This window comes from Thermomonospora echinospora (assembly GCF_900108175.1).
Lineage (GTDB): Bacteria > Actinomycetota > Actinomycetes > Streptosporangiales > Streptosporangiaceae > Thermomonospora > Thermomonospora echinospora.
Window position 1 is genome coordinate 496,980 of sequence record NZ_FNVO01000005.1, and the last position, 18,790, is coordinate 515,769.

The 18,790-nt window shown below is 69.1% G+C and carries 15 protein-coding genes and 3 CRISPR repeat arrays (1 of these 18 running past the window's edge); of the genes, 3 read left to right on the plus strand and 12 right to left on the minus strand.

All coding sequences use genetic code 11. The annotated features are described in order from the left end of the window. Window positions 1-411: direct repeats of the CRISPR family, unit length 30 nt; unit sequence GTCCTCATCGCCCCTGCGAGGGGTCGCAAC; it begins 81 nt to the left of the window's first position. A 543-nt stretch (window positions 412-954) separates the two neighbouring features. The 3 genes from C4U03_RS15390 to C4U03_RS15400 all read right to left on the minus strand — a co-directional run bounded on the left by C4U03_RS15390 (window position 955) and on the right by C4U03_RS15400 (window position 2,737). After that, on the minus strand, window positions 955-1,410 hold the full coding sequence (locus C4U03_RS15390; RefSeq protein ID WP_103938417.1) for an HIT family protein: 456 nt from the start codon (window positions 1,408-1,410) through the stop codon (window positions 955-957). 255 nt (window positions 1,411-1,665) lie between these two features. Next, complete coding sequence (locus C4U03_RS15395; RefSeq protein WP_103938418.1) at window positions 1,666-2,028, minus strand: hypothetical protein; 363 nt, start codon at window positions 2,026-2,028, stop codon at window positions 1,666-1,668. 181 nt (window positions 2,029-2,209) lie between these two features. Continuing rightward, window positions 2,210-2,737, minus strand: coding sequence for an ATP-binding protein (locus C4U03_RS15400; protein WP_103938419.1), 528 nt, complete (start codon window positions 2,735-2,737; stop codon window positions 2,210-2,212). Window positions 2,738-3,095: 358 nt separating this feature from the next. Here C4U03_RS15400 and C4U03_RS15405 point away from each other — a divergent pair, with 358 nt between their 5' ends. The 3 genes from C4U03_RS15405 to C4U03_RS15415 all read left to right on the plus strand — a co-directional run bounded on the left by C4U03_RS15405 (window position 3,096) and on the right by C4U03_RS15415 (window position 7,617). Beyond that, window positions 3,096-4,532, plus strand: coding sequence for a hypothetical protein (locus tag C4U03_RS15405; RefSeq protein WP_235017880.1), 1,437 nt, complete (start codon window positions 3,096-3,098; stop codon window positions 4,530-4,532). Between the two features lie 299 nt (window positions 4,533-4,831). After that, a complete protein-coding gene (locus tag C4U03_RS15410; protein ID WP_103938420.1) occupies window positions 4,832-5,389 on the plus strand; it encodes a GNAT family N-acetyltransferase in 558 nt (185 codons plus the stop codon). Window positions 5,390-5,700: 311 nt separating this feature from the next. Beyond that, window positions 5,701-7,617, plus strand: a complete 1,917-nt coding sequence (locus tag C4U03_RS15415; protein ID WP_103938421.1) for an immunoglobulin domain-containing family protein — start codon at window positions 5,701-5,703, stop codon at window positions 7,615-7,617. A 300-nt stretch (window positions 7,618-7,917) separates the two neighbouring features. Beyond that, a CRISPR array of direct repeats spans window positions 7,918-8,347; the repeat unit is 31 nt; unit sequence GTTGCGACCCCTCGTAGGGCTGATGAGGACC. 131 nt (window positions 8,348-8,478) lie between these two features. Here C4U03_RS15415 and cas2 read toward each other — a convergent pair. From cas2 to C4U03_RS15460, 9 genes are all read right to left on the minus strand, one after another. Further along, window positions 8,479-8,742 (minus strand): CRISPR-associated endonuclease Cas2, encoded by a 264-nt coding sequence (cas2, locus tag C4U03_RS15420; protein ID WP_103938422.1) that lies wholly within the window; start codon window positions 8,740-8,742, stop codon window positions 8,479-8,481. 3 nt (window positions 8,743-8,745) lie between these two features. Next, on the minus strand, window positions 8,746-9,729 hold the full coding sequence (cas1, locus tag C4U03_RS15425) for a CRISPR-associated endonuclease Cas1 (RefSeq protein WP_200827247.1): 984 nt from the start codon (window positions 9,727-9,729) through the stop codon (window positions 8,746-8,748). Further along, window positions 9,726-10,220, minus strand: coding sequence for a CRISPR-associated protein Cas4 (locus tag C4U03_RS15430; protein WP_103938424.1), 495 nt, complete (start codon window positions 10,218-10,220; stop codon window positions 9,726-9,728). The genes cas1 and C4U03_RS15430 overlap by 4 nt, the downstream gene beginning before the upstream one ends. Continuing rightward, complete coding sequence (locus tag C4U03_RS15435; protein ID WP_103938425.1) at window positions 10,220-12,583, minus strand: CRISPR-associated helicase/endonuclease Cas3; 2,364 nt, start codon at window positions 12,581-12,583, stop codon at window positions 10,220-10,222. The genes C4U03_RS15430 and C4U03_RS15435 overlap by 1 nt, the downstream gene beginning before the upstream one ends. Beyond that, window positions 12,584-13,240 carry a CRISPR-associated protein Cas5 gene (cas5, locus tag C4U03_RS15440; protein ID WP_103938426.1) on the minus strand — a complete coding sequence of 219 codons (657 nt, stop codon included), beginning with the start codon at window positions 13,238-13,240 and terminating at the stop codon, window positions 12,584-12,586. Further along, window positions 13,237-14,265 carry a type I-B CRISPR-associated protein Cas7/Cst2/DevR gene (cas7i, locus tag C4U03_RS15445; protein ID WP_103938427.1) on the minus strand — a complete coding sequence of 343 codons (1,029 nt, stop codon included), beginning with the start codon at window positions 14,263-14,265 and terminating at the stop codon, window positions 13,237-13,239. The genes cas5 and cas7i overlap by 4 nt, the downstream gene beginning before the upstream one ends. Next, entirely contained in the window at window positions 14,262-15,674 is a 1,413-nt protein-coding gene (locus tag C4U03_RS15450; RefSeq protein WP_235017882.1) for a hypothetical protein, read from the minus strand. The genes cas7i and C4U03_RS15450 overlap by 4 nt, the downstream gene beginning before the upstream one ends. Then, window positions 15,671-16,399 carry a CRISPR-associated endoribonuclease Cas6 gene (locus tag C4U03_RS15455; protein WP_103938428.1) on the minus strand — a complete coding sequence of 243 codons (729 nt, stop codon included), beginning with the start codon at window positions 16,397-16,399 and terminating at the stop codon, window positions 15,671-15,673. Before C4U03_RS15455 ends, C4U03_RS15450 begins: the two co-directional genes overlap by 4 nt. A 485-nt stretch (window positions 16,400-16,884) precedes the next feature. After that, window positions 16,885-17,453: a CRISPR direct-repeat array (repeat unit 31 nt; unit sequence GTTGCGACCCCTCGTAGGGCTGATGAGGACC). Between the two features lie 148 nt (window positions 17,454-17,601). Continuing rightward, entirely contained in the window at window positions 17,602-18,678 is a 1,077-nt protein-coding gene (locus C4U03_RS15460) for an SAVED domain-containing protein (protein ID WP_103938429.1), read from the minus strand. Between the last annotated feature and the right edge of the window lie 112 nt (window positions 18,679-18,790).

The window sequence follows — 18,790 nt, forward strand, 5'->3', positions numbered from 1 at the left end:
TGCGAGGGGTCGCAACGTGCGTCCCACCGCGCCCTCGGCCTACGGCCATAGGGTCCTCATCGCCCCTGCGAGGGGTCGCAACTCGTCGCCCTCGTCCCAGGTGTCCAGGTCCCACGAGGTCCTCATCGCCCCTGCGAGGGGTCGCAACGACACGAGCAAGATTCGGCCGCGTCGCATGTAGTCGGGTCCTCATCGCCCCTGCGAGGGGTCGCAACACGCCGTAGGCGGCGAACTGCCCCTTGATGTCGGCGTCCTCATCGCCCCTGCGAGGGGTCGCAACGCGTCGAACTGCGCCGCCAGCGCACGCGCGACGGGTCCTCATCGCCCCTGCGAGGGGTCGCAACACACGGGTCGTCCCGTCCCCTCCGCCCTGCGGATCGCGTCCTCATCGCCCCTGCGAGGGGTCACAGCGCGGGGCTTCGAAGTCCTGCCAGACGCGCAGTAGGCGTCCTCATCGCCCCCACGAGGTGACGGCGTCAGAGACGGCGGTGGGTGGACATCGCGTTGATACCGGCGAACTGCTGGCGCCTCGCGCCGACGCCCCGGCCGGGGGCAGGCTCTGGGGACAGCCTGCTTCGGGGAGCTGAACCGGCCCCGAGAATGAGATCACCTTTAACTCTTCCTACTCAGCGCAGGCATCCAGTGCCCGCATGTACACGTTGACCAGTGCATATACGTGAGTATAGATTCAGATCACCACGTTCACTCAAGTAGGTTCCAGGTCGGCGTTGGCTGAGCGTGGAGGTCCAGGGTCCATGCCTGGGTGGTTTGTCCCGGCGGGTGCGAGTTGCCACGACCGGGTCTGTACGGTTTTCGGCACCTCTCTGTGTCAAGCCGCAGTGAGCAGAGAGGTGCCTTTAGCTGGACAGACCCATCTGGAGTCCGTACGGGCCCGCGCGGCATCGGCGGCTGATGCGCCGAGCGAGGAGAACGCAGCGGGAGATCGTCTCCAGGTCAGGCCATGGGCGAGGGCGAGGGCTCGCCCAGGTGTTCACGGATCTGCAGGGCGAGTTCGTCCCGCTGTTCGGTGCTGAGGTCCTCCTCGTCGGGGCGGCCGAGCAGTGTGAACACCTTCGGTCCGCGTAGCTCCGCCGGCATGTGGCCGCTGCGCGCGATGATGTGGAAGTGGACATGGCCGAAGCCCTCGGCTTCGGCGAACTGGGCGACATAGGTCTTGACGCAACCGGTCACCGCGTGCAGTGCCCGCGACAGCCGCACCTGCCAGATCCCCAGCGCGGCGGCCTCGGCGTCGGTCAGCTCGGCGACGGCCGTCACGTGACGGCGGGGTAGGAGCACCAGCCAGCCGGGCAGCCTGGTGCCGAACGCGTGCGCCACCCGCCAGTACGGATCGGCGGCGATCAGCTCACGCGGCGGAAGCCGATCAAAGCGCGCGTTATTCGCACAGACCATGCATGCCGCCGAGCCCGTCACGGTGCCGACCCTACGAAAGAAGGCGGCACCAGTGTCAGCCAGACAGCCCAGGATGGGGCCGCGGCCCTGGAATGGACCCCTCCCAGACGACGCCCCCGAGGGGGTTGGGCGTCGCTCCTCCAGGGCCGCGGCGTCATGGTCGGCTCACCGGCCGGTGGCCGGGAGCCGGTGGGACCGCGGCGGGTCAGGGACTCCAAGCGCGTTTTCTCGTGTCGGCCTGGCCCGCCGCGGGGTTCAGAACAGCCGTGACCGTTCGATGAAGGTGCGCTCCCTGCGGTCGGTGCGGCTGCGCGACCAGCGGGCGTACTGGTCCCACAGGTCGAACCGGGTGATGATCTCCTCGTCCAGATGGGCGACGGCCTCCGTGTAGGCGTCCAGCTGACCGCGGAGATCGGCCAGGTCGGCCTTGCCGCCCTGCAGGCGCTGCGATGCCCGGGTCAGGTGGTCCACCCGGTCGGTGAGGATCTTGCGGAACTGTCCGATGGCCTCGGCCAGGTCGGTCAGGGTCTCGCTCTCGTTCAGGTCCTTGGGCAGGACGAGCACCAGGTCCGGTGTCCGGGTGGTGCGGCTGATCAGCGAACGCCGTCGAATAGACATGGGCAGGCTCCCTGGGAATGTCGTGGTCGGCAGGACGGGCGGCGATGGTCGCGTAAGCCGGGCACGCGCACGGGTCGTGCCCTGTGGGGTGAAGCACGCAGTGAGGCGACTCCAGCCGTGAAGGCAGCCGCGGTCATGCTGGGCCGGGCTGCGCAGGCGGTCACCGGGCTCCGGCTGCGGTTCATCCAGCCACCAGGGCGCGGTCGGTCGCCCACGGGTTCCACCAGGCCAGGACGACCTTGCCTCCTGCCGGGCTGGAATAGGAGTTCCAGCCCATGGCGTAGGCCGCGACCAGGAACAGCCCGCGGCCGTTCTCGTCCAGGAGCCCTGGAACGGTGGTGGGAACGGGCGGTAGCGGGCTGCTGTCCCAGACCTCGCAGACCAGGCGGTGCCTGGTCAGCCTCAGTTGCAGGACGATGACCGCCGGGGTGCGATCGTGCAGTGCGGTGTGGCCGGAGGGGATGGTTCGGCTGCCGGTCGCGGTGACCGCGTTGGTGACGAGTTCGGAGGCGACGAGTTCGCAGGCCTCGGCCAGCCGGTCCAGGTCCCACTTGTGCAGCCGTGCCCTCACGAACCGGCGGGCGTGGCCGGCCGCGCTGGGCAGGGCGGCCAGGTGCAGCTCCTCGCGGTCGCGGTCGGGGTCGTGGGGGTGGGAGCGAAAACGTGCGGGCGGCATCGGGGTGCGCCGTTCTGTGGGGAGCACGGACATGTACGGCTCCAGACGAATACGGGAATTCCGAGGGCTGAAGCAGTTCCCGGACCTCAGGGGTGGGGTTCTGTTCACCGAGACCAAGTGAACGCCTTCCCAAGCCGCCCGTCACCAGGCGTGACGACATGCTTTCCATGCTCCCGGCAACCCGCCTGACCTGCTGATTCACCTCTTCGGAGCATCGGTCCATGTCACCGGGAAGGACAGTGCCCGGTTTGTGCGGTTGCCGCATTCACCGCCGCCGGTGAATCTGGCTTCACGAGCCCCACACAAGGAGATCTTTATGGGCGGGTGGAGCAAACGGGACGTTAACCGGTTACGCGCACAAATGGCACGACAGGGCCGCAGTCTGGAGGAAATGGCGGCCGAGATCCGGCAGATGACCGGATGCTCGCCGCTGGCGTCCTTCCGGACGGCGCTCGGCTGGTCCCAGCCCGAGGTCGTGGAGCGCTACGCCGAGTCGGCTCCCGGCTCCGTCATGGACCAGCCGCTGCTGTCCCGGCTGGAGGGCTTCCCGGCGGCCGGCTCACGCCCGCCGCAGGCCACCCAGATCATCACGCTGGCGTCGCTGTACGGCACCAGCCCGCTGCGGTTGCTGTCCCCCACGGCGCTCGACCGGCTTGACGAGCACGAACGCGCCGTGCTGATCCGCTGCAACGCCGCGTTCACCGCCGTCCCGGCTCCTGCCGGACCACCGGCCCGCGAGAACAGCACCGCCCTCGCGATCTCCCAACCCCCGACGACACCGCGGGCGCTGTCCGCAACCGATCATCTGGAAAGGCAGGTTGACATGGCTGCACGCCGCGCCCTGCGGTTCGCCGTCACCGCCGAAGGCAGCAACATCGGCCCCGAAACCCTCGACCAGCTCCGCGACGAGGTGGCCTGGATCGCCGCCGCCTACCCGCAACAACCCCTCCCGTCGCTGCTCGGCGACCTGATCGACCTCCAGGACGTCGCGTTCCGGCTGCTGGAGGGACGGCAGCGTCCCACCGAGACCTCCGAGCTGTACGTGCTGGCCGGAGCGATCAGCGGAATGCTCGCCAAGGCCTCTCACGACCTGGGCAACCCGCAGGCGGCCATGACCCAGGCCCGCACCGCCTACGTGTGCGCCGACAACGCCGGTCACGACGGGCTGCGCGCTTGGACCCGCTGCCTGCAGTCGATGATCGCCTACTGGGCGGGCTGGCCCAACGACTCCGTCCGCTACGCCCGGCTCGGCGCCCAGCCCGCCGCCCGTACCACCGGCACCTCCTCCGTCTGGCTGCACGCCCAGGAGGCTCGCGCCTGGGCCATCCTCGGCGACGCCGACAAGGCCGAAGCCGCCATCATCCGCGCCGCCGACGCCCGCGACGCCGTCCGGGGCGATGACCTGGACGCCCTGGGCGGCATCATGGCCTTCTCCCGGCCCCGTCAGCTGTACTACGCCGCCGACGCCCGCACCTGGCTGCCCGGCGCCGACGACCTCGCCGAACAGGCCGCCACCGAGGCCATCGACGCCTACGAAACCGCCGACCCGGCCGAACGCTCCTTCAGCGACGAGGCCGGCGCGCGCACCGACCAGGCCCTCGCCCGCGTCAACACCGGCAACCTCGACGGCGCCGCCGAGGCTCTCCGCCCCGTCCTGGACCTGCCACCCGGCCAGCGCATCGGCGGCATCCTCACCAGCGTCATGCGCGTCCACAACGCCCTACGCCACTCCGAACACCGGGCGGCCTCCATCGCCCGCGACACCCAGCTCGCCATCGAGGCCTACACCCAGGTCCCAGCCGCCGCTGCCCTGCCCAACGGTCGCTGAAAGAACTGCCAGGCCGACGACGAGACCGCTAGCGAACAAGCACAGGTGAGCCGTCAGACCGGCAACTGACGGGCCCGTGCCTGGCAGCGGGTTCAAGCAACCCGGCGGGAATGAGAAATTCCCTTCCCACGGCTGCCAGGCACCGGACTCACCACGTCCAGCTCTTTTCAGCAGAACGCAGAACAGCCGGACAGGAACGCACTCACCCAGCGCACCTGATCCACCATCCGGCAACGCTCCGCAACTGAGTGCCCGTGCCGTCTCATCGGCCATGACGCCGCTCGATAACCTCGCTGAACATGTATCCGGTCACGGTCCCAGGACAGCGCCTCGTCCTCCGCGAGTTCACCGAAGCCGACATCGACGCCGTCATTGCCATCTACGGCGACCCCATCGTCACCGAACACCTCAGCTTCGAACCCCGCACCCGAGACCAGGTGACCACCACCATCCAGACCGTGACCAAAGCCGCCCGCGCACAGCCGCGGACCGAGTACTCCCTCGCCGCAGCGCTGGCCTCCACCAACGAGGCCATCGGCTTCGCCCGCCTGGCCATCGACACCGGGCATCCCGGCCAGTCCAGCGCCCAGCTCGGCTTCGCCCTCCGCAAAGACCACTGGGGCCAGGGCCTGGGCTCGGAGATGCTCCAGCTCCTGCTCGCCCTCGGCTTCGACCACCTCGGCCTGCACCGCCTCTGGGGCGCACGCTCCCCCGCCAACATCACCTCCGACCAGCTCATGCGCAAACACGGCATGGTCGAAGAAGGCCGTATCCGCCACCACCTGCGCATCCGCGACCAGTGGCGCGACTCCATCGTCCACTCCATCCTCGAACACGAACGACAGGCGTCCTCGTGACAGAGCGCCGATGGCTTCGCCGCCGAGCAGATCACAACGGACGATCCTGCAAAGAAGACCTCCGCCGGCATCCAGCCACCGAAACTCGACGAGATCAGCAATGCTGACCTGCGTCTATACGGAATACCTCCTGCGGCGCGGCCAGTGTGCGACGGTCATGCCGAGTAAACATCAATGATCTCGCCCTCGTGCTTTCCGTCCGATGTGTAGGGTCAGACCAAGATCGAAAACGAGGTCCGGCGTTGTTGATGCCGGACCTGTGACCCCCCGGAGACCACGTGCGGCGGCTTGGCTCTTGTGCCCTCGTCCTTGTGCTGGCGGGCAGCATGGTCGTCGGGCCGATCGCCGGGCACGCGGCGGCGGACAACACGGGTATCGCGGTCTGGGCGACGCTCGACCGGATGGATCCGGCGCATCCCGTCGATCTCGATCTGTGGGCTAGCTCCCCGAAGGGCATTACGGCCGTCCGGGTGAAGCTCCGTCACCTCAAGCGCGATGCCGAGCCGTACGCCGTCGTCGAGGACTTCACCCTCTATCAGGGAGACGACAAGGACGGCAGGTGGCGGGCCGCCTATCCGGTCGACATCGAGGCCCGGCCGGGTCTGACCTTCGTCGAGGCCGAGGCCGACGTGGCCGACGGCACCGTCAAGAACGGCTGGTTCGCCCCCTTCACCGCCTGCTACAAATCCACGCTCACCGAGATGTCGGTGCAGCCGGACGTCATCGACATCGACCATCGCGACATCGTCGTCCGCGGCCGCGCCACCTTCCAAAGGTCACGCGACCACGCCCCGGAACCGGTGGTGAACGCACAGGCCTATCTGCAGGGGCAACGTAACAGCGCGGCGCACACGGATGCCGACGGCCGATTCGAGTACCAGGCCGTGGCGGGCTCAGACTCGGTGATCTCGTATGTGGACCCGAGCCCTCATGCGCCGTCATGCACCGCGTCCACATGGGTGAACCTGCAGACGGTGCCGCAGGAGACGCAGATCTCCGCCCGGCTGGTCGAGCCCACCGGACGCATCAATGCTGGCGACCCGATCGTCATCGAGGGCAGGGTGCTGCGCAAGGCGGCCTCCGGGATGGTGCCGGCCCAGGTCACCGTCCAGGCCATGCTCGACACCGGACCCGGCGAGAACGACCACACCTACCTGCCCGACGGGGTCTCCACGGCGGCGGACGGGACGTTCCGGCTCCAGACCCCCGCGCCGCGATCAGGACGGCTGTCGGTACGCAACGGGTCGACCCCCTTCCTCACCGAGAACTCCGTACCGGTCGGAGAGATCGACGTAGTCCACCCGACCAAGTTCATCCAATTCTTCGCCTCCAAGGCCGGCAGCGGTGTCGTGACGGTGCAGGGAATCCTGTCCAGGCAGGAGGCCACGGGCCTCTTCACGTTGCCGTACCGCCGAGTGATCATCGAGTCCTCCACCAACGGCAAGACCTGGTCACAGCAGGGCGACGCCCTCACCGACGGCAACGGCCAGTTCCGCACGCACGTTGCAACACGGATCGAAGGTCACTGGCGGGCACGCTACGTGGGCGAAGGCGCCGAAGTGTCCTCGCACAGCCCGGCACGATACGTGCAGCTCTACACGCCCACCCGATTCGCGGGGTTCAACGTCACCCCCGAACCGGTTGGCAAGGGCTCGACCGTGACCGCTAGGGGGCGCCTGCTCCAGACCTCCGCAGACGACGGCACCGAGTTCGGCCTGGCGAACACGCCGGTGGCACTGGAGTTCTCCACCGACGGCGTCCGCTGGCGGACGGTCAGACAAGGCCGCACCGGGTCGGACGCGTGGGCGACCCTGAAAGCGCCCGCCACCACAGACGGCCAGTGGCGGATGCGGTACGCCGGAGACGCCGAACTTCGTGCGGTGCACAGCACCGCCGACCATGTGGACGTGCGCTTGCGTACCTCCGTCACCGCGTTCAACGCCGCCCCCGAGCCCGTCCGCAAGGGCGCGATGCTGACGGTGAGCGGACGCCTGAACCGCTACGACACCAGCTGGGGACCGATCACCGGCCGGCGCAAGCTCACCGTCTACTTCCGCGCCAAAGGCGCGACCAAGTGGACGAAGGTGGGCACGGTGACCACCGACACCAAGGGCCGGTTCAGCAAGCGGTACAAGGCCACCAAGCACGGCAGCTGGCGGGTCTCCTTCGCCGGCGACCTGAACCACCTGCCCACGGTCAGCGCCGCCGACCACGTCAACGTCCGCTGAGACCTATCGCGAAACCATCCACAGCAGCCCTCCCCAAATCGGTCAGGGCCTGGGACCTGCCCCCGACCACGCCGCACCACTGCACACCGCAGGCCAGGCTGCCATCCACCAGATCCAGCCGACCACGGCCGCCAGCAAGGCCCGCGCGGAAGGCCCAGGAGCGGCAACAGGACAGCACTGCCACCACCACGATCCGCCGCGCGGGCCGGGTCGGGCCCATCCGTGTCCTAGTCACCCATGATGCGCCGATGGGCTCGCTCGGCTCGACGCCAACCACCTGAAAACCAGGCGGTCACCGTAGCTGCGGCCCCTCACAGGGCTGATGAGGACACGGGATGGACATCGAGCACCCGGCCGACTGCCCCACGTTGCGACCCCTCGTAGGGCTGATGAGGACCCCCCGGGGAGGCGGCGTGATCACCCGCCTGGTGTTGTTGCGACCCCTCCTAGGGCTGATGAGGACGCCTACGCCAGTGCGGACGCGCCTTTCACGGTCATGTTGCGACCCCTCGTAGGGCTGATGAGGACATCAGGAAAAGGTCATCGCGTTCGGTGTGGACGACATGTTGCGACCCCTCGTAGGGCTGATGAGGACGGGTTCTCCACCGGCCTCGGTCACGTCGTCCTGGCGTCGTTGCGACCCCTCGTAGGGCTGATGAGGACCACCGAGGGCGACACCACGAAGTTCGCCGTCGCCCTGTTGCGACCCCTCGTAGGGCTGATGAGGACCCCCCCAGAGTAAAGCGGCAGGTTGAGCGGGGGAAGGGGATGGGGTTGGAGGCCAATTTTGCAGCGGACCTCCGGTTGTGCATCTGGGCCGGGAGGTTTGCTGAAATCATTGATGGTGATCTTGGCTTGGGGTTAAAGGATGTCCGTGGGGGAGTCTTGCGGGCGTCCCCAGGACTGGCGTTCTGGGGTGGCGCCGGGGGGATAGGTGTAGACGAGGACGCTGTCGTAGCCGGAGTCGATGCAGGACTCGACGGCGGCCTTGAAGCGGCGGAGCTGGGCGGGGCTCAGGGAGCCCTCGAAGACGCTGCGTTGGACGTGGTGCAGGTACTGGCGGCAGGTACGGAGGATCTTGGGGTTGCGTTCGGCTGCCGTGTCGTAGACGACGACCACGTACATCGATCACCACCAGATCCGGAACGGCTTGTAGGGGGTGCCTTCCAGGAGGCGGCGGGTGAGGCGGAGGGCCTCGAGGTAGAGGAGTTCTTCGTAGGCGACCTTGCGGCCCAGGGTTCGGTGGTGGACGGTGACGCCGAGTTCGTCGCGGATGGTTTGGACGACCAGCTTGCGGCCCGCCTCGCTCAGCATGGCGTGGTTGGTGCCGGTGTCGAAGTGGTGGGGCTTGAGCTGGCCCCGGTTGCTGAGGCGGAGGAGCAGGCGTTCGGCAAACAGGGGCTTGAAGACCTCGGCCAGGTCCAGCACGAGGGTGTGGCGCTGGCGTTCCATCGTGCTGTGCAGGAAGCCGATGCCGGTGTGGAGCGGCGTCAGGCGCAGCGCGGTGAGCACGCGGGCGTAGGTGATGCCGTTGGTGTACGAGATGAAGGCGTTGCCGGCATTGGCGGGCGGGCGGCGGCTGCGGCCGTTCAGCTGGAGCCAGGCGGGGAGCTTGGTGTCCAGGACGTCCCAGGCCGAGCGGCGGTAGATGCCCTCGGCGCCCATCAGTCCGGCTTGGCCGGTGGCTGCGGCGGCGGATTTCTGCAGGACTTCGTACGGGGTCTTGAGCAAGTCTCGGTCGATGACGCGGCGGATGTTAAACGCCGTGGCCAGCACCAGGTCGCGGGCGATCTGCAGGCCGGCCTCTTCGTCCATCGCCACGCGGGCTTGGGCCAGGACGGTTTCGCCGGAGGTGCTGGTGTCGGAGGTCAGCAGGGATCCGGCGTAGTCGCCGTAGTGGCCGAGCAGGTGGATGCTGATGCGGTGACGGTTGAGCAGGGACACGACCGCGGTGTTCACGTCGACGGGTTCGCAGGCCACGATGTCGCGGACGTCGGTGATGGGGATGTGCACGTTCCCGCCGCTTTCTCGCTCGATGAGCAAGGACTGATCCTTGCGCCGGATCCGGCATGGGGTGGTCAGCCAGTAGGTGCGTCCGGCGGCGGGCATCATTCGCTCCAGCAGTAGTCGGTGTAGCTGCAGCCTCGGCAGGCGGTTCGTGACAGGCGAGGCGGTGACTCCGGTGCCCCGGCGACGGCGAGGACCTGGGCGATGTCGGCCTCGGCCTGGGCCGCTCGTTCCTCGGTGTACTCCAGGCGCGTGGTCCGCCGGGTCTTGGGGTAGTGCAGGATGCCGCCGGCGGCCGGGACGCCCACCTCGTGCAGCCGGTAGCAGTAGTGGATCACCTGCGCCGTGTCCGCCGAGGTGGGGCGGTTGGACGACTTGACCTCGTGGACCCAGTGCCGGCCGTCGAGGTGGTCGAGGCGGGCTGCGCCGAGGTCGACGGGGGTGCTGCGGGTGTAGGAGGTCTCGTGGACGGCCTCCCCGAGCTGGACGGTGGCGCTGAGGTGTTCGGGACGGATGCCGCGTGCGTACAGCCAGAGCTGGCGATGGCAGTGGTGCAGGTACTTGATGTGGACTCCGCCCACGTTGGCGGGCTGCATCAGATCAGTTCTCCCAGCTGGTAGGACGCCTGGACCGGGCCGTGCACGGTCAGCAGCCCGCGGTCTTCGTCGTAGTCGCCGTCCACGATCCGGATGCCGAGTTCGCGTTCCCAGCTGGCGAGGGGCGCGGCCCAGTGCGGCATGGGGATCAGGTAGTCCTCCGCGAGGAGCCGTCCGGCCGCACCGTCGGCGGTGCTCAGGGCCTCGCGGTAGGCGTCCAGGTCGGACTGAAGGATCGCTTCGGTGCCGTCGAAGAGTTCGTCGAACGCCTCGGCCAGGTCGCTGCGGTCGTGGAACGGGTGGCCGAACGTCAGGAACGTGTCCTGGAACGCCTTTCGGCACTCCCTGACCTCGGTCGACCACGTGCCGCCCCACGGGGTGGCGTACACGTCGTTCAGCCAGGTCGTTGCCTGGGCCTCGTCCACCACCGCGCCCTGGTGGCGGAGCAGGATGTCGAAGCCGACCTCGACCGGCTCGCGCGGGTAGACGCCGTCGGCGTAGTCCTCCTGCCCCTTCCTGCGCGGCGCGTAGGTGGGAGTGTGGACGATGACGTCCGCCGGGGGCAGCAGGCCGACCCGGTTGACCCGGCCGAACCTCTGGAGCAGTGCCTCCAGCGGCGCGGCCGAGGTGAACAGCATGTCGAAGTCCACGTCGAGAGAGACCTCGACGACCTGGGTGGCCACCACGAGACCGGGTCGGCGGTCGCCGCCCGTGCCGTATCGGGTCCGGAGCCGTTCCTCGATGTTCAGGCGGTCCTTCCGGCGGAAGCGGGAGTGCAGGAGTACCGCGGCATCGGAGTCGTCCCCGGCGACAGGCGCGAGTTCGTCGAACAAGTGCTGGGCGTCCTTGATGTTGTTGGCGACGACCAGGACGGAACGGCCTCCGCGGATCCGTTCGCCGATCTCTGCGATCGCCGCGGGGTCGGTCAGGTGGTGGGAGCGGATCCGCAGCCGGTGGCGTTGCGGGAGCCCGAGGTCGGGAGTGCTGATCTCGGGGACGTCCTCCCCCAGCGTTTCCCGGAGCAGCTCGGCCAGAGCCTGCGGGAGCGTGGCCGACAGCACCGCGACGCTGCCGCCGAGGCGGTCCCAAAAGGAGGCCGTGGCCAGCAGGTAGCCGAGCCGTTTGGGGTCGTAGGCGTGCAGCTCGTCCAGGACGAACACCGAGTTGGCCGCATCGACGAGAACGCTCGAATGGGACGGGCCGGCGAGCGCCCCGCGCATGAGCTGGTATGGGGTGCCGACTCTGACGGTCTCCCGGAACAGCCGGGTGGCCTTGGCCCGGGACACCGCCTTGTGGGCGGCGTCCGCGCGGTCGGGCTCGTCGTCCTCGGGGGTGATCGCGGTGGTCAGGTGGTACGACGCGGCTCGTGAGTGCGCCACTCCGATCAGTTCGTTGTCGCCCAGCAGCTTCCCGAGGCGGCGGGCCATCGAGTTGATCGAGGCCAGGTACGGCAGGGTGTAGAAGACCCGCGGCACTCCCCTGCCCGCGCTCATGAGCCGGGCGACCTGCGTACTGGACCACAGCAGTCCCGCTTCGGTCTTGCCGCTTCCGGTGGGAGCCCGCAGGAGCAGGTGGCCGTTCACCTCTGCGGCGCGCTTTTGGTGCTCACGTAGTTCACGGCCTTGCCGGATGAAGTGCCGTTCCAGTAGAGCGGGGAAGCCGGGGCCGAGCGGCTGAACGGAGTGCAGAGAGCCGTGGGCCGACGACAGATGGTCGGCGAGGGTGACGGCTCCCTGGAGCAGAACAGCGCCGATGCCCTCGGAGTCTTCGTATACAGGCGGCCACCAGGTTTCCAAGACTTCGTTCAGCTGGTGATGTGCCTCTGCGACGACATCCATGGGCAGCGTGGATGCAACAGGGAGGCCGGCGCCTTGGGCTGTCGTGGCGAGCCAGGCCGCCAGCGCTTGCGCGTCCGCCGGTGGGAGCGGCTCCACGAGGGTCCGGAACTCCTCTAGCGCCACGTCACCGTAGAGAGCGGTCAGCGACCGTCCTCGTTCGTCACTCAATGGCCGATGGTGGGTGGCGACGGCCACCGCGACCCACCGCCGCAGGTCGGGATCAGGGATCAGCGCGGGCAGCCACCCCAGGGAGACGACCTCGTGGCGCTGCCCCCAGCTCTTCGAACGCCCCCAGACGACGTCCTGGAAACACTCGCAGGCCTTTCCGCAGTCGTGGCAGAGGATGCCCAGCAGCACGGCCGTCCAGAAGTCCTCCCCGAAGACAGGGGTGAGTGCCTCGATCCGGCCGACCCGTTCACGCAATGCTTGGGCGGCCGCCAGCCCAGCCTGCAGGTGGTCGGTGAGTTCCTCGGCGGATCGGCCACCTTGTGCGCTCTTGGCCCGCAAGTGCGGCAACGGCCCCATCTACTCGCCGCTCCTCGCCTCGGCGTGTGCGGGATGGGCCGGCGGCAGCAGCACGACCGCCCGGCCTTCGGAGTCCGCCTGGCCGAGCGGCAGGTCGGCCTTCCCCGAGGTGTCGTAGCGGTAGCCGTCCCAGCGGGTGTGGCCGCGGTCGAGTGACACTGCGGTGGGCAGCCGCAGCAGCCGCCCCTGCACGCTGAGATCGGCCGGGACCACAGCCTGCCCTTGCCGGCCCGGGGCGTCATCCAGCTCCACGCACCGGGTCCGGACCGCGACGAGGTCCTGGCTGCGGCCCAGTCGCAGGGGCCAGCGGGGGCGCCGGAGCCGGCGTTCCCACAGCGGGATGTCGTCCACCAGCCAGACGGTCAGCGTGACGTCGGCGAGGAAGGCGCGTTCCCGGGGCGTGGGGTCGGCCTTCTTCCCGGTGGCCTCCAGCGGGTGGTACGTCTCCAGGTCCACGCCCTCGCCACGGCACCGGAACGCCATCGCGAAGCGGGTCTGCGGATCCATCTCCGACCAGCCCCCGGCAGCCGCCGCAAGCATCCCGCCGACCGTCGCCGGAGGAGGGCACGGCAACGACACCTGCACCCCCGCGTACAGGGGATTGCGGAACGAGGCGACCGGAGCGGTGACCGTCACCTCCAGCGCTTGCGAGCTCACGCCTTGGGGTCCTCGAACCAGCCGTCCCGTCGACCGGCCTGGATGTCGACGGCAAGCTCGTTCAGCACCTTGCGGGGATGGCCGAGCACCAGCCGTTCGTCGGTGATCAGGTCGGTGAGCTCGGTTTCGGCCCGGGCGCGCTGCCTGCCGAGGAACCCCGGCGCCCAGCCGAGCAGCACCGGGCCGTCCAGCTCGTCGGCCCAGGCGTCCAGTTCCTCGCGCAGCACGTCGGTGGAGAACACGACCTTGTCGTTCTCGACGCCGAGCACCCGGGTGAACGGGTTGACGCCGCCCTTCATTGGAGCCAGCAGTACCAGCGCGGGAGTCCGGTCGCCGTAGTGCAGCGACTGCTTGGCCCCGCCCCGCAGCCCCGCCAGGGTCCGCAGGAGCACTGCGACGCGGCGGCGGCGTTCGTCGATCGGCAGCCGCAGCGCCCGTGTCCCGCACAGCTCCACCGGCTCGGCGCCGCCCTGCTCGGCCTCGGTGGCGGCCGTGGCGGTCAGCGCGACCTTCAGCCCGGTGCCGTCCGTCTCGAAGACGCCGACCCTGGGCAGGTCCACCAGCAGGTCGCCGGCCAGCTCTGCGGTGTAGAACTCGTGCTCGTGGATGACCGGGTTCTCGCCCGCCGCGAAGTCCCGGCTCATGGTGCCCCAGTCCTTCTCGGGCCTGCGCGGCGCCACCGCCACCAGCGTGCCGTTGGCCACGACGGTGTCGCGCTGGCAGGTGTCGGCCCCCTTGACCGCGACCATGTAGCCGAACAGGTCGTCGTCCAGGTAGCGGTCGGGGCGGCCGGCCGTGTACGCCTGCTGCTTCTTGCCGCTCCCCGAACGGACCACCGTGGACCGCGGCTCGTCCGCCGGCAGCGAGTCGCGCAGCCACCGCCGGAACGCCTGCGCCGAGACGTACGGGTGAACGTCACGGCCGACCCGCATCTGCTTGACCTTGGCCACGTTGTCCTGGCCGAGGCCGTTGTTGGGCGCCCCCGCGACCACGTCGAGCGCGATCTTCCCCACCAGAAACGTCATCGTGCCTCCACTTCCTCCTCCAGGGCCTGCAGGCCCTCGGCACCGTGTTCTTCGGCCAGCTCCTCGGCCACCTGCGCTCCGTCCTTGGGCCGCCAGCCCCGGGTGTGCAGCTCCTCCAGCACGGCGACCAGCAGCATCTGCCGGTTGAGCCACGCCTGGATGTCGGGGTCGGGGTCGAACAGCAGCTCCATGGCACGGCTGGTCATCAGTGGGCCGTCGGCGTCCTTCGGCCCGACCAGCGCCCAGTCGACGCCCCGTCTCATCAGCCAGTGCCGCATCCGGGCGGGCTCCTTGAGCGTGGCGTAGAACTCCTTGAGCCTCCCGCCGCTCTCCTGGGTGCCCAGCACGGTGGCGACCCTGGCCGCGGTCGCCTGGATCTCGGTCATGTCCTTGGGGTTCATGCTCATCACCTCGATGGCGAAGGAACGGCACAGCTCGGCGAGGTCGGCCGTGTAGTCGGGAATGACGCCGCGTTCACCACGTTCGGCCAGCAGCCGGGCCGCCGCGCCGAGGATCCTGGCCGGTTCACGGAACGCGTTGCGGGCCAGCCCGACAGCCGCGGTTTGTCTGGGCGTCCAGTGGGCCCCGAGCAGGGCTTTGAAGCCTCGCTTGAGCTGGGGAGACCGCATGGTGCGGCGCAGCCATTCGGCCAGCGGCTGCTCCATGGACTCGATGGTCAGCGCCTGCCCGCGGTTGTTGTTGGTGAAGACCAGCAGCTCCACGCCCGACCTGATCGGCTCCCCGTAGCGGCGCAGCTCCCAGAGCGCGACCACCTCGCTGTCGACCGTCTTGTCCCGCGGGGAGCCGCCCAGCGTGAACGACTGCCGGTTGTGCCCGACCCGGCGGGCCGTCGTTCCGCCGAGGAACGCGTCATGCCAGCTGTGCAGGGCGGTCAGCGGCCCACCGGTCAGCCGGCAGCCGTACGGGAGGGCGTAGAAGCAGACCACGCACGGCCAGCACAACGCCATCCCGTCATGACCACGCGGAGTGGTGTTGCGATAGATGTCGCTCTCCGCCAGCGGAACGTCCACCTTGCCGAAGAACTCCACCGCCTGCCGACCGCACAGCACACAGTCGGCGTCCGGCCAGCCCGTAGGGTCCGGCATCGTCCGCCACCGCCGAACGGCGGACCTGATCGTCTCGTCGTCCTTCTTCCCGTTGCTGGGATGCGCCATCGGCGAGTTCGGGAAGACCGAGAAACTGCACTTGAGCCAGAAGTCCCGCTTGGTGTCCCGCACCAGCGCCGACCGGACCGCATCCTCCCGCAGGACCCCTTCAACCTCGGCGAACGCCCCGGCATCCACATCCTCGGGACGGCGCCGCCTGGCCAGCGCCGCCACCGCATAGGTCCCGACGCGCTGCAGCGGATGCGCGGTTAACACCAGCCGCGCCTGCTCGTCCCGGCTCACGCCGACACCCAGCCGAAGCCGGCGGAGTTGTCTTGCCCCAACCCCCAGCTCCACAGCGCCTGCAGAGTCTCGGGAGCCCCCCGCAACTCCACCTCGATCGGCGCTCCCGGTTTCCTCCCCCTGCCTACGTTGAACGTGCGCCGGGCTCCCATCCAGGTGATCCGTTCCAGGCTGACGTCCGGGTCCAGCCCCAGCGTCTCGGCCTTGCGACGCAGATTCCCCTCGAAGTACGCCGGGAACTCCGAGTCGGTGGGCATCAGCCACGCCTGCCGGGACCGCCGCACCCCCTGCTCGTCCCGCCCGGACCCCTTCATGACGACCGGCGTGGCCGTCCTCAACCGCGCCCGTCCCGCGGCGAACGCCGGCGCGTCCACGATCGTGACCCCCAGCAGCCGGAACGCCACCCCGCCCCAGTCGATCAGCTCCCGCTGCCGCAACCCCGTCGCCCAGGCCTCCACCACCGCCAGCAGCGGACTCCCCAGCTCCAGGAAGCCCTTGCCCCCGGCCGCGTACACCCCCCGCTGCCGTCTCGCCTCCGGGAACATCGGCGCCCCGTACCCGAACGGCGTCATCCCGTGCGGCCCCCACCCGGACTCGTGCAGCTTCCGCCCCAACTCCGGCGCCGTACGAGCCAGCAGGTCATAGACCAGCGACCGCCCAGGCGACAACACCGCCGACCACGGAATGGCCTCCGCAGACGTCACGAACTCCACCTGCAACCGCACAGCCACTCCTTCCTCAGATTTCCACAAACGGTACGACCCACCACCGACAAATTCGCCACCCCCAATCCAACGACCCCAAGATCAACAATTCCAAGAATCCCAAACAAGATCCAAAAACCGAAAATCACCCAAATACACCATTCGGGTCCTGTTCGGCGGCAAGCACGCCACCCAGGACACCCCGCCCGTGCCCATCCGGCCCCCCTCGGTCCTCCGTGAGCGCCTTCCACCACGTACTGATGGACGAAGGACGACCCGGGCGCGACGTGCTTCGACAGCTCACCGCCCTCCAGGAGGCCGGAGAGCACAGTCTTCGCCGGAGCGATGCAAGCGGATGAGACCCCGCCCACTCTCGTGCAGCGTCCAAAGCCGCAGCCCACCAGGCGCGTCGATGACTATGAACTGAGCCTCGCCAGCACTGGGGACTGCGGCCTCTCATAGAGCCAACAAGAATGCCGGGTGAGCGAGGTGCGTCAGGGGTGCAAGTTACGACCCCTCGTAGGGCTGATGAGGACCTGTCGCAGGCCGACGACGCCTGGTACGCCCAGTGGTTGTTGCGACCCCTCGTAGGGCTGATGAGGACCCTCAGGAGCAACAGCAATGAGTCTGTGTCAGTTCTCGGTTGCGACTCCTCGTAGGGCTGATGAGGACGCCTGGCGGCCCGACGAGATCGTCGTGGTGATCGTCACGTTGCGACCCCTCGTAGGGCTGATGAGGACCATCGGCGTCACCCGCCGCACCGGCGACCGCTACGCCGCGTTGCGACCCCTCGTAGGGCTGATGAGGACCGCGATCACCAGCTACCGGCTGTTGGAGTACGTCCTGTTGCGACCCCTCGTAGGGCTGATGAGGACCCCGCGCGGCTCGACGTGCGGGCCGGGCAAGCCGCTGTTGCGACCCCTCGTAGGGCTGATGAGGACCATGTGCTGGTGTTCCTCGACCGGCGGCTCTCGGCGTTGCGACCCCTCGTAGGGCTGATGAGGACCCGGAGGGTCGGTGGGAGTTCTCCGAGACGCTCACGGTGTTGCGACCCCTCGTAGGGCTGATGAGGACCCCCAGAGTAAAGCCGCAGGTGGGTGATGGCGGGGGCGGGGCTGAACGGGGTGGTTTTGCAGCGGACCTCCGGTTGTGCGGATGGGCCGGGGGGTTTGCTGAAATCCGAGCTGATGATCTTAGGGGTTCGGTGTTGTGCACGGAGTGAATCATGAGGGCGACGGGGCGGGGAAGGGCTCGTAGGTGTTGGTGGTGTTGTCGAAGGTGTAGGCGGTCCAGCGGTCGGGGTGGGCGGCGGCCAGGCGGGCTCCGAGGGCTATCGAGATGGCGACGGGGCCGCTGAGGAACACTGCGTGGTGGCCGTTGCGGGCGGCGGTGGGCAAGGGGGCCTCGCGCCAGGCGCGGCAGGTCTGCTCCACCACGGCGCCGAACGTCTTCGCGTTCTCCTCCAGGGTGTCGGTGGTGTTCCGCAGCAGGAGGAGGGTGCCGATGCCGTGTTGTCGGCAGGCCGCCCTGACCGGCTGGCGGAAGTCCTCGCCCCGGCCCTGCAGGTCCAGTGCGAGAGCGACCCGCAACGGGTCGCCGCCGTCGATGGTCTCCAGCGGCTCCACGGTCAGTGGCTCCATCGTGGTCGCCATGGCCCGCAGCGTGGTGGCGGGGAAGTAGGCGGGTGCGCCGTCCGCCTGGCGTATCGCGTGGACGGCGATTTCCCGTGCGTGGGTGTGCCCGATCCTGGCTCCGAACCGGAAGCCGGTGTGCAGGGGCATGGTGGGGATCAGGTTGATCCGGGTGGCGCCGGCGGTCAGCCGTTCCGCCATCGTCACGGCTGTGAGGGTCTCGTCGGCGAGGGCGTCGATCCCCTCTCGCGGCCACGGTCGGGTCTCGGGCAACCGCAGGCCCGTCTTCAATGTCACCGCACAGGTGTCCCGGCTGTAGGTCTCGGCCTGCTCCTCCAGCCGGGCCGCCCTGGCCGCGCCGCGTCCGGTGTCGGCGGCCGTGACCACGATGCCGACCTGGACCTTGGCCGCCGCGCGGGCCCTCAGCCACAGGCCGACGCCCACGAGCGCGATCCCGAGGACGCACAGGAGCACGAACCACCAGCGTCCGGCGGGGTCGCCGACTATCACCGACTTGGCCGCCTCCACTCCGAATCCGGTCACCAATCCCCCGCCGATCTGGAAGACGGTGCCGTCGGCGACGGCACGGCCGAACGCTGATCCGGTCGGGGCGTTGGACGCCCCGACCACGGTCAGCCGGGGGTCGTTCGTCTCTTCCTGAATCGTCATCGGCAGGCCTCCGCTCCGAGTCGCGCCCCGGCTCCGTGTCGGCCACGGGTGGGCGCGGATGTCCACAACGTACGGATGGACGGTGCGTCCGGGCGGCCACTTCCGGCCAGCC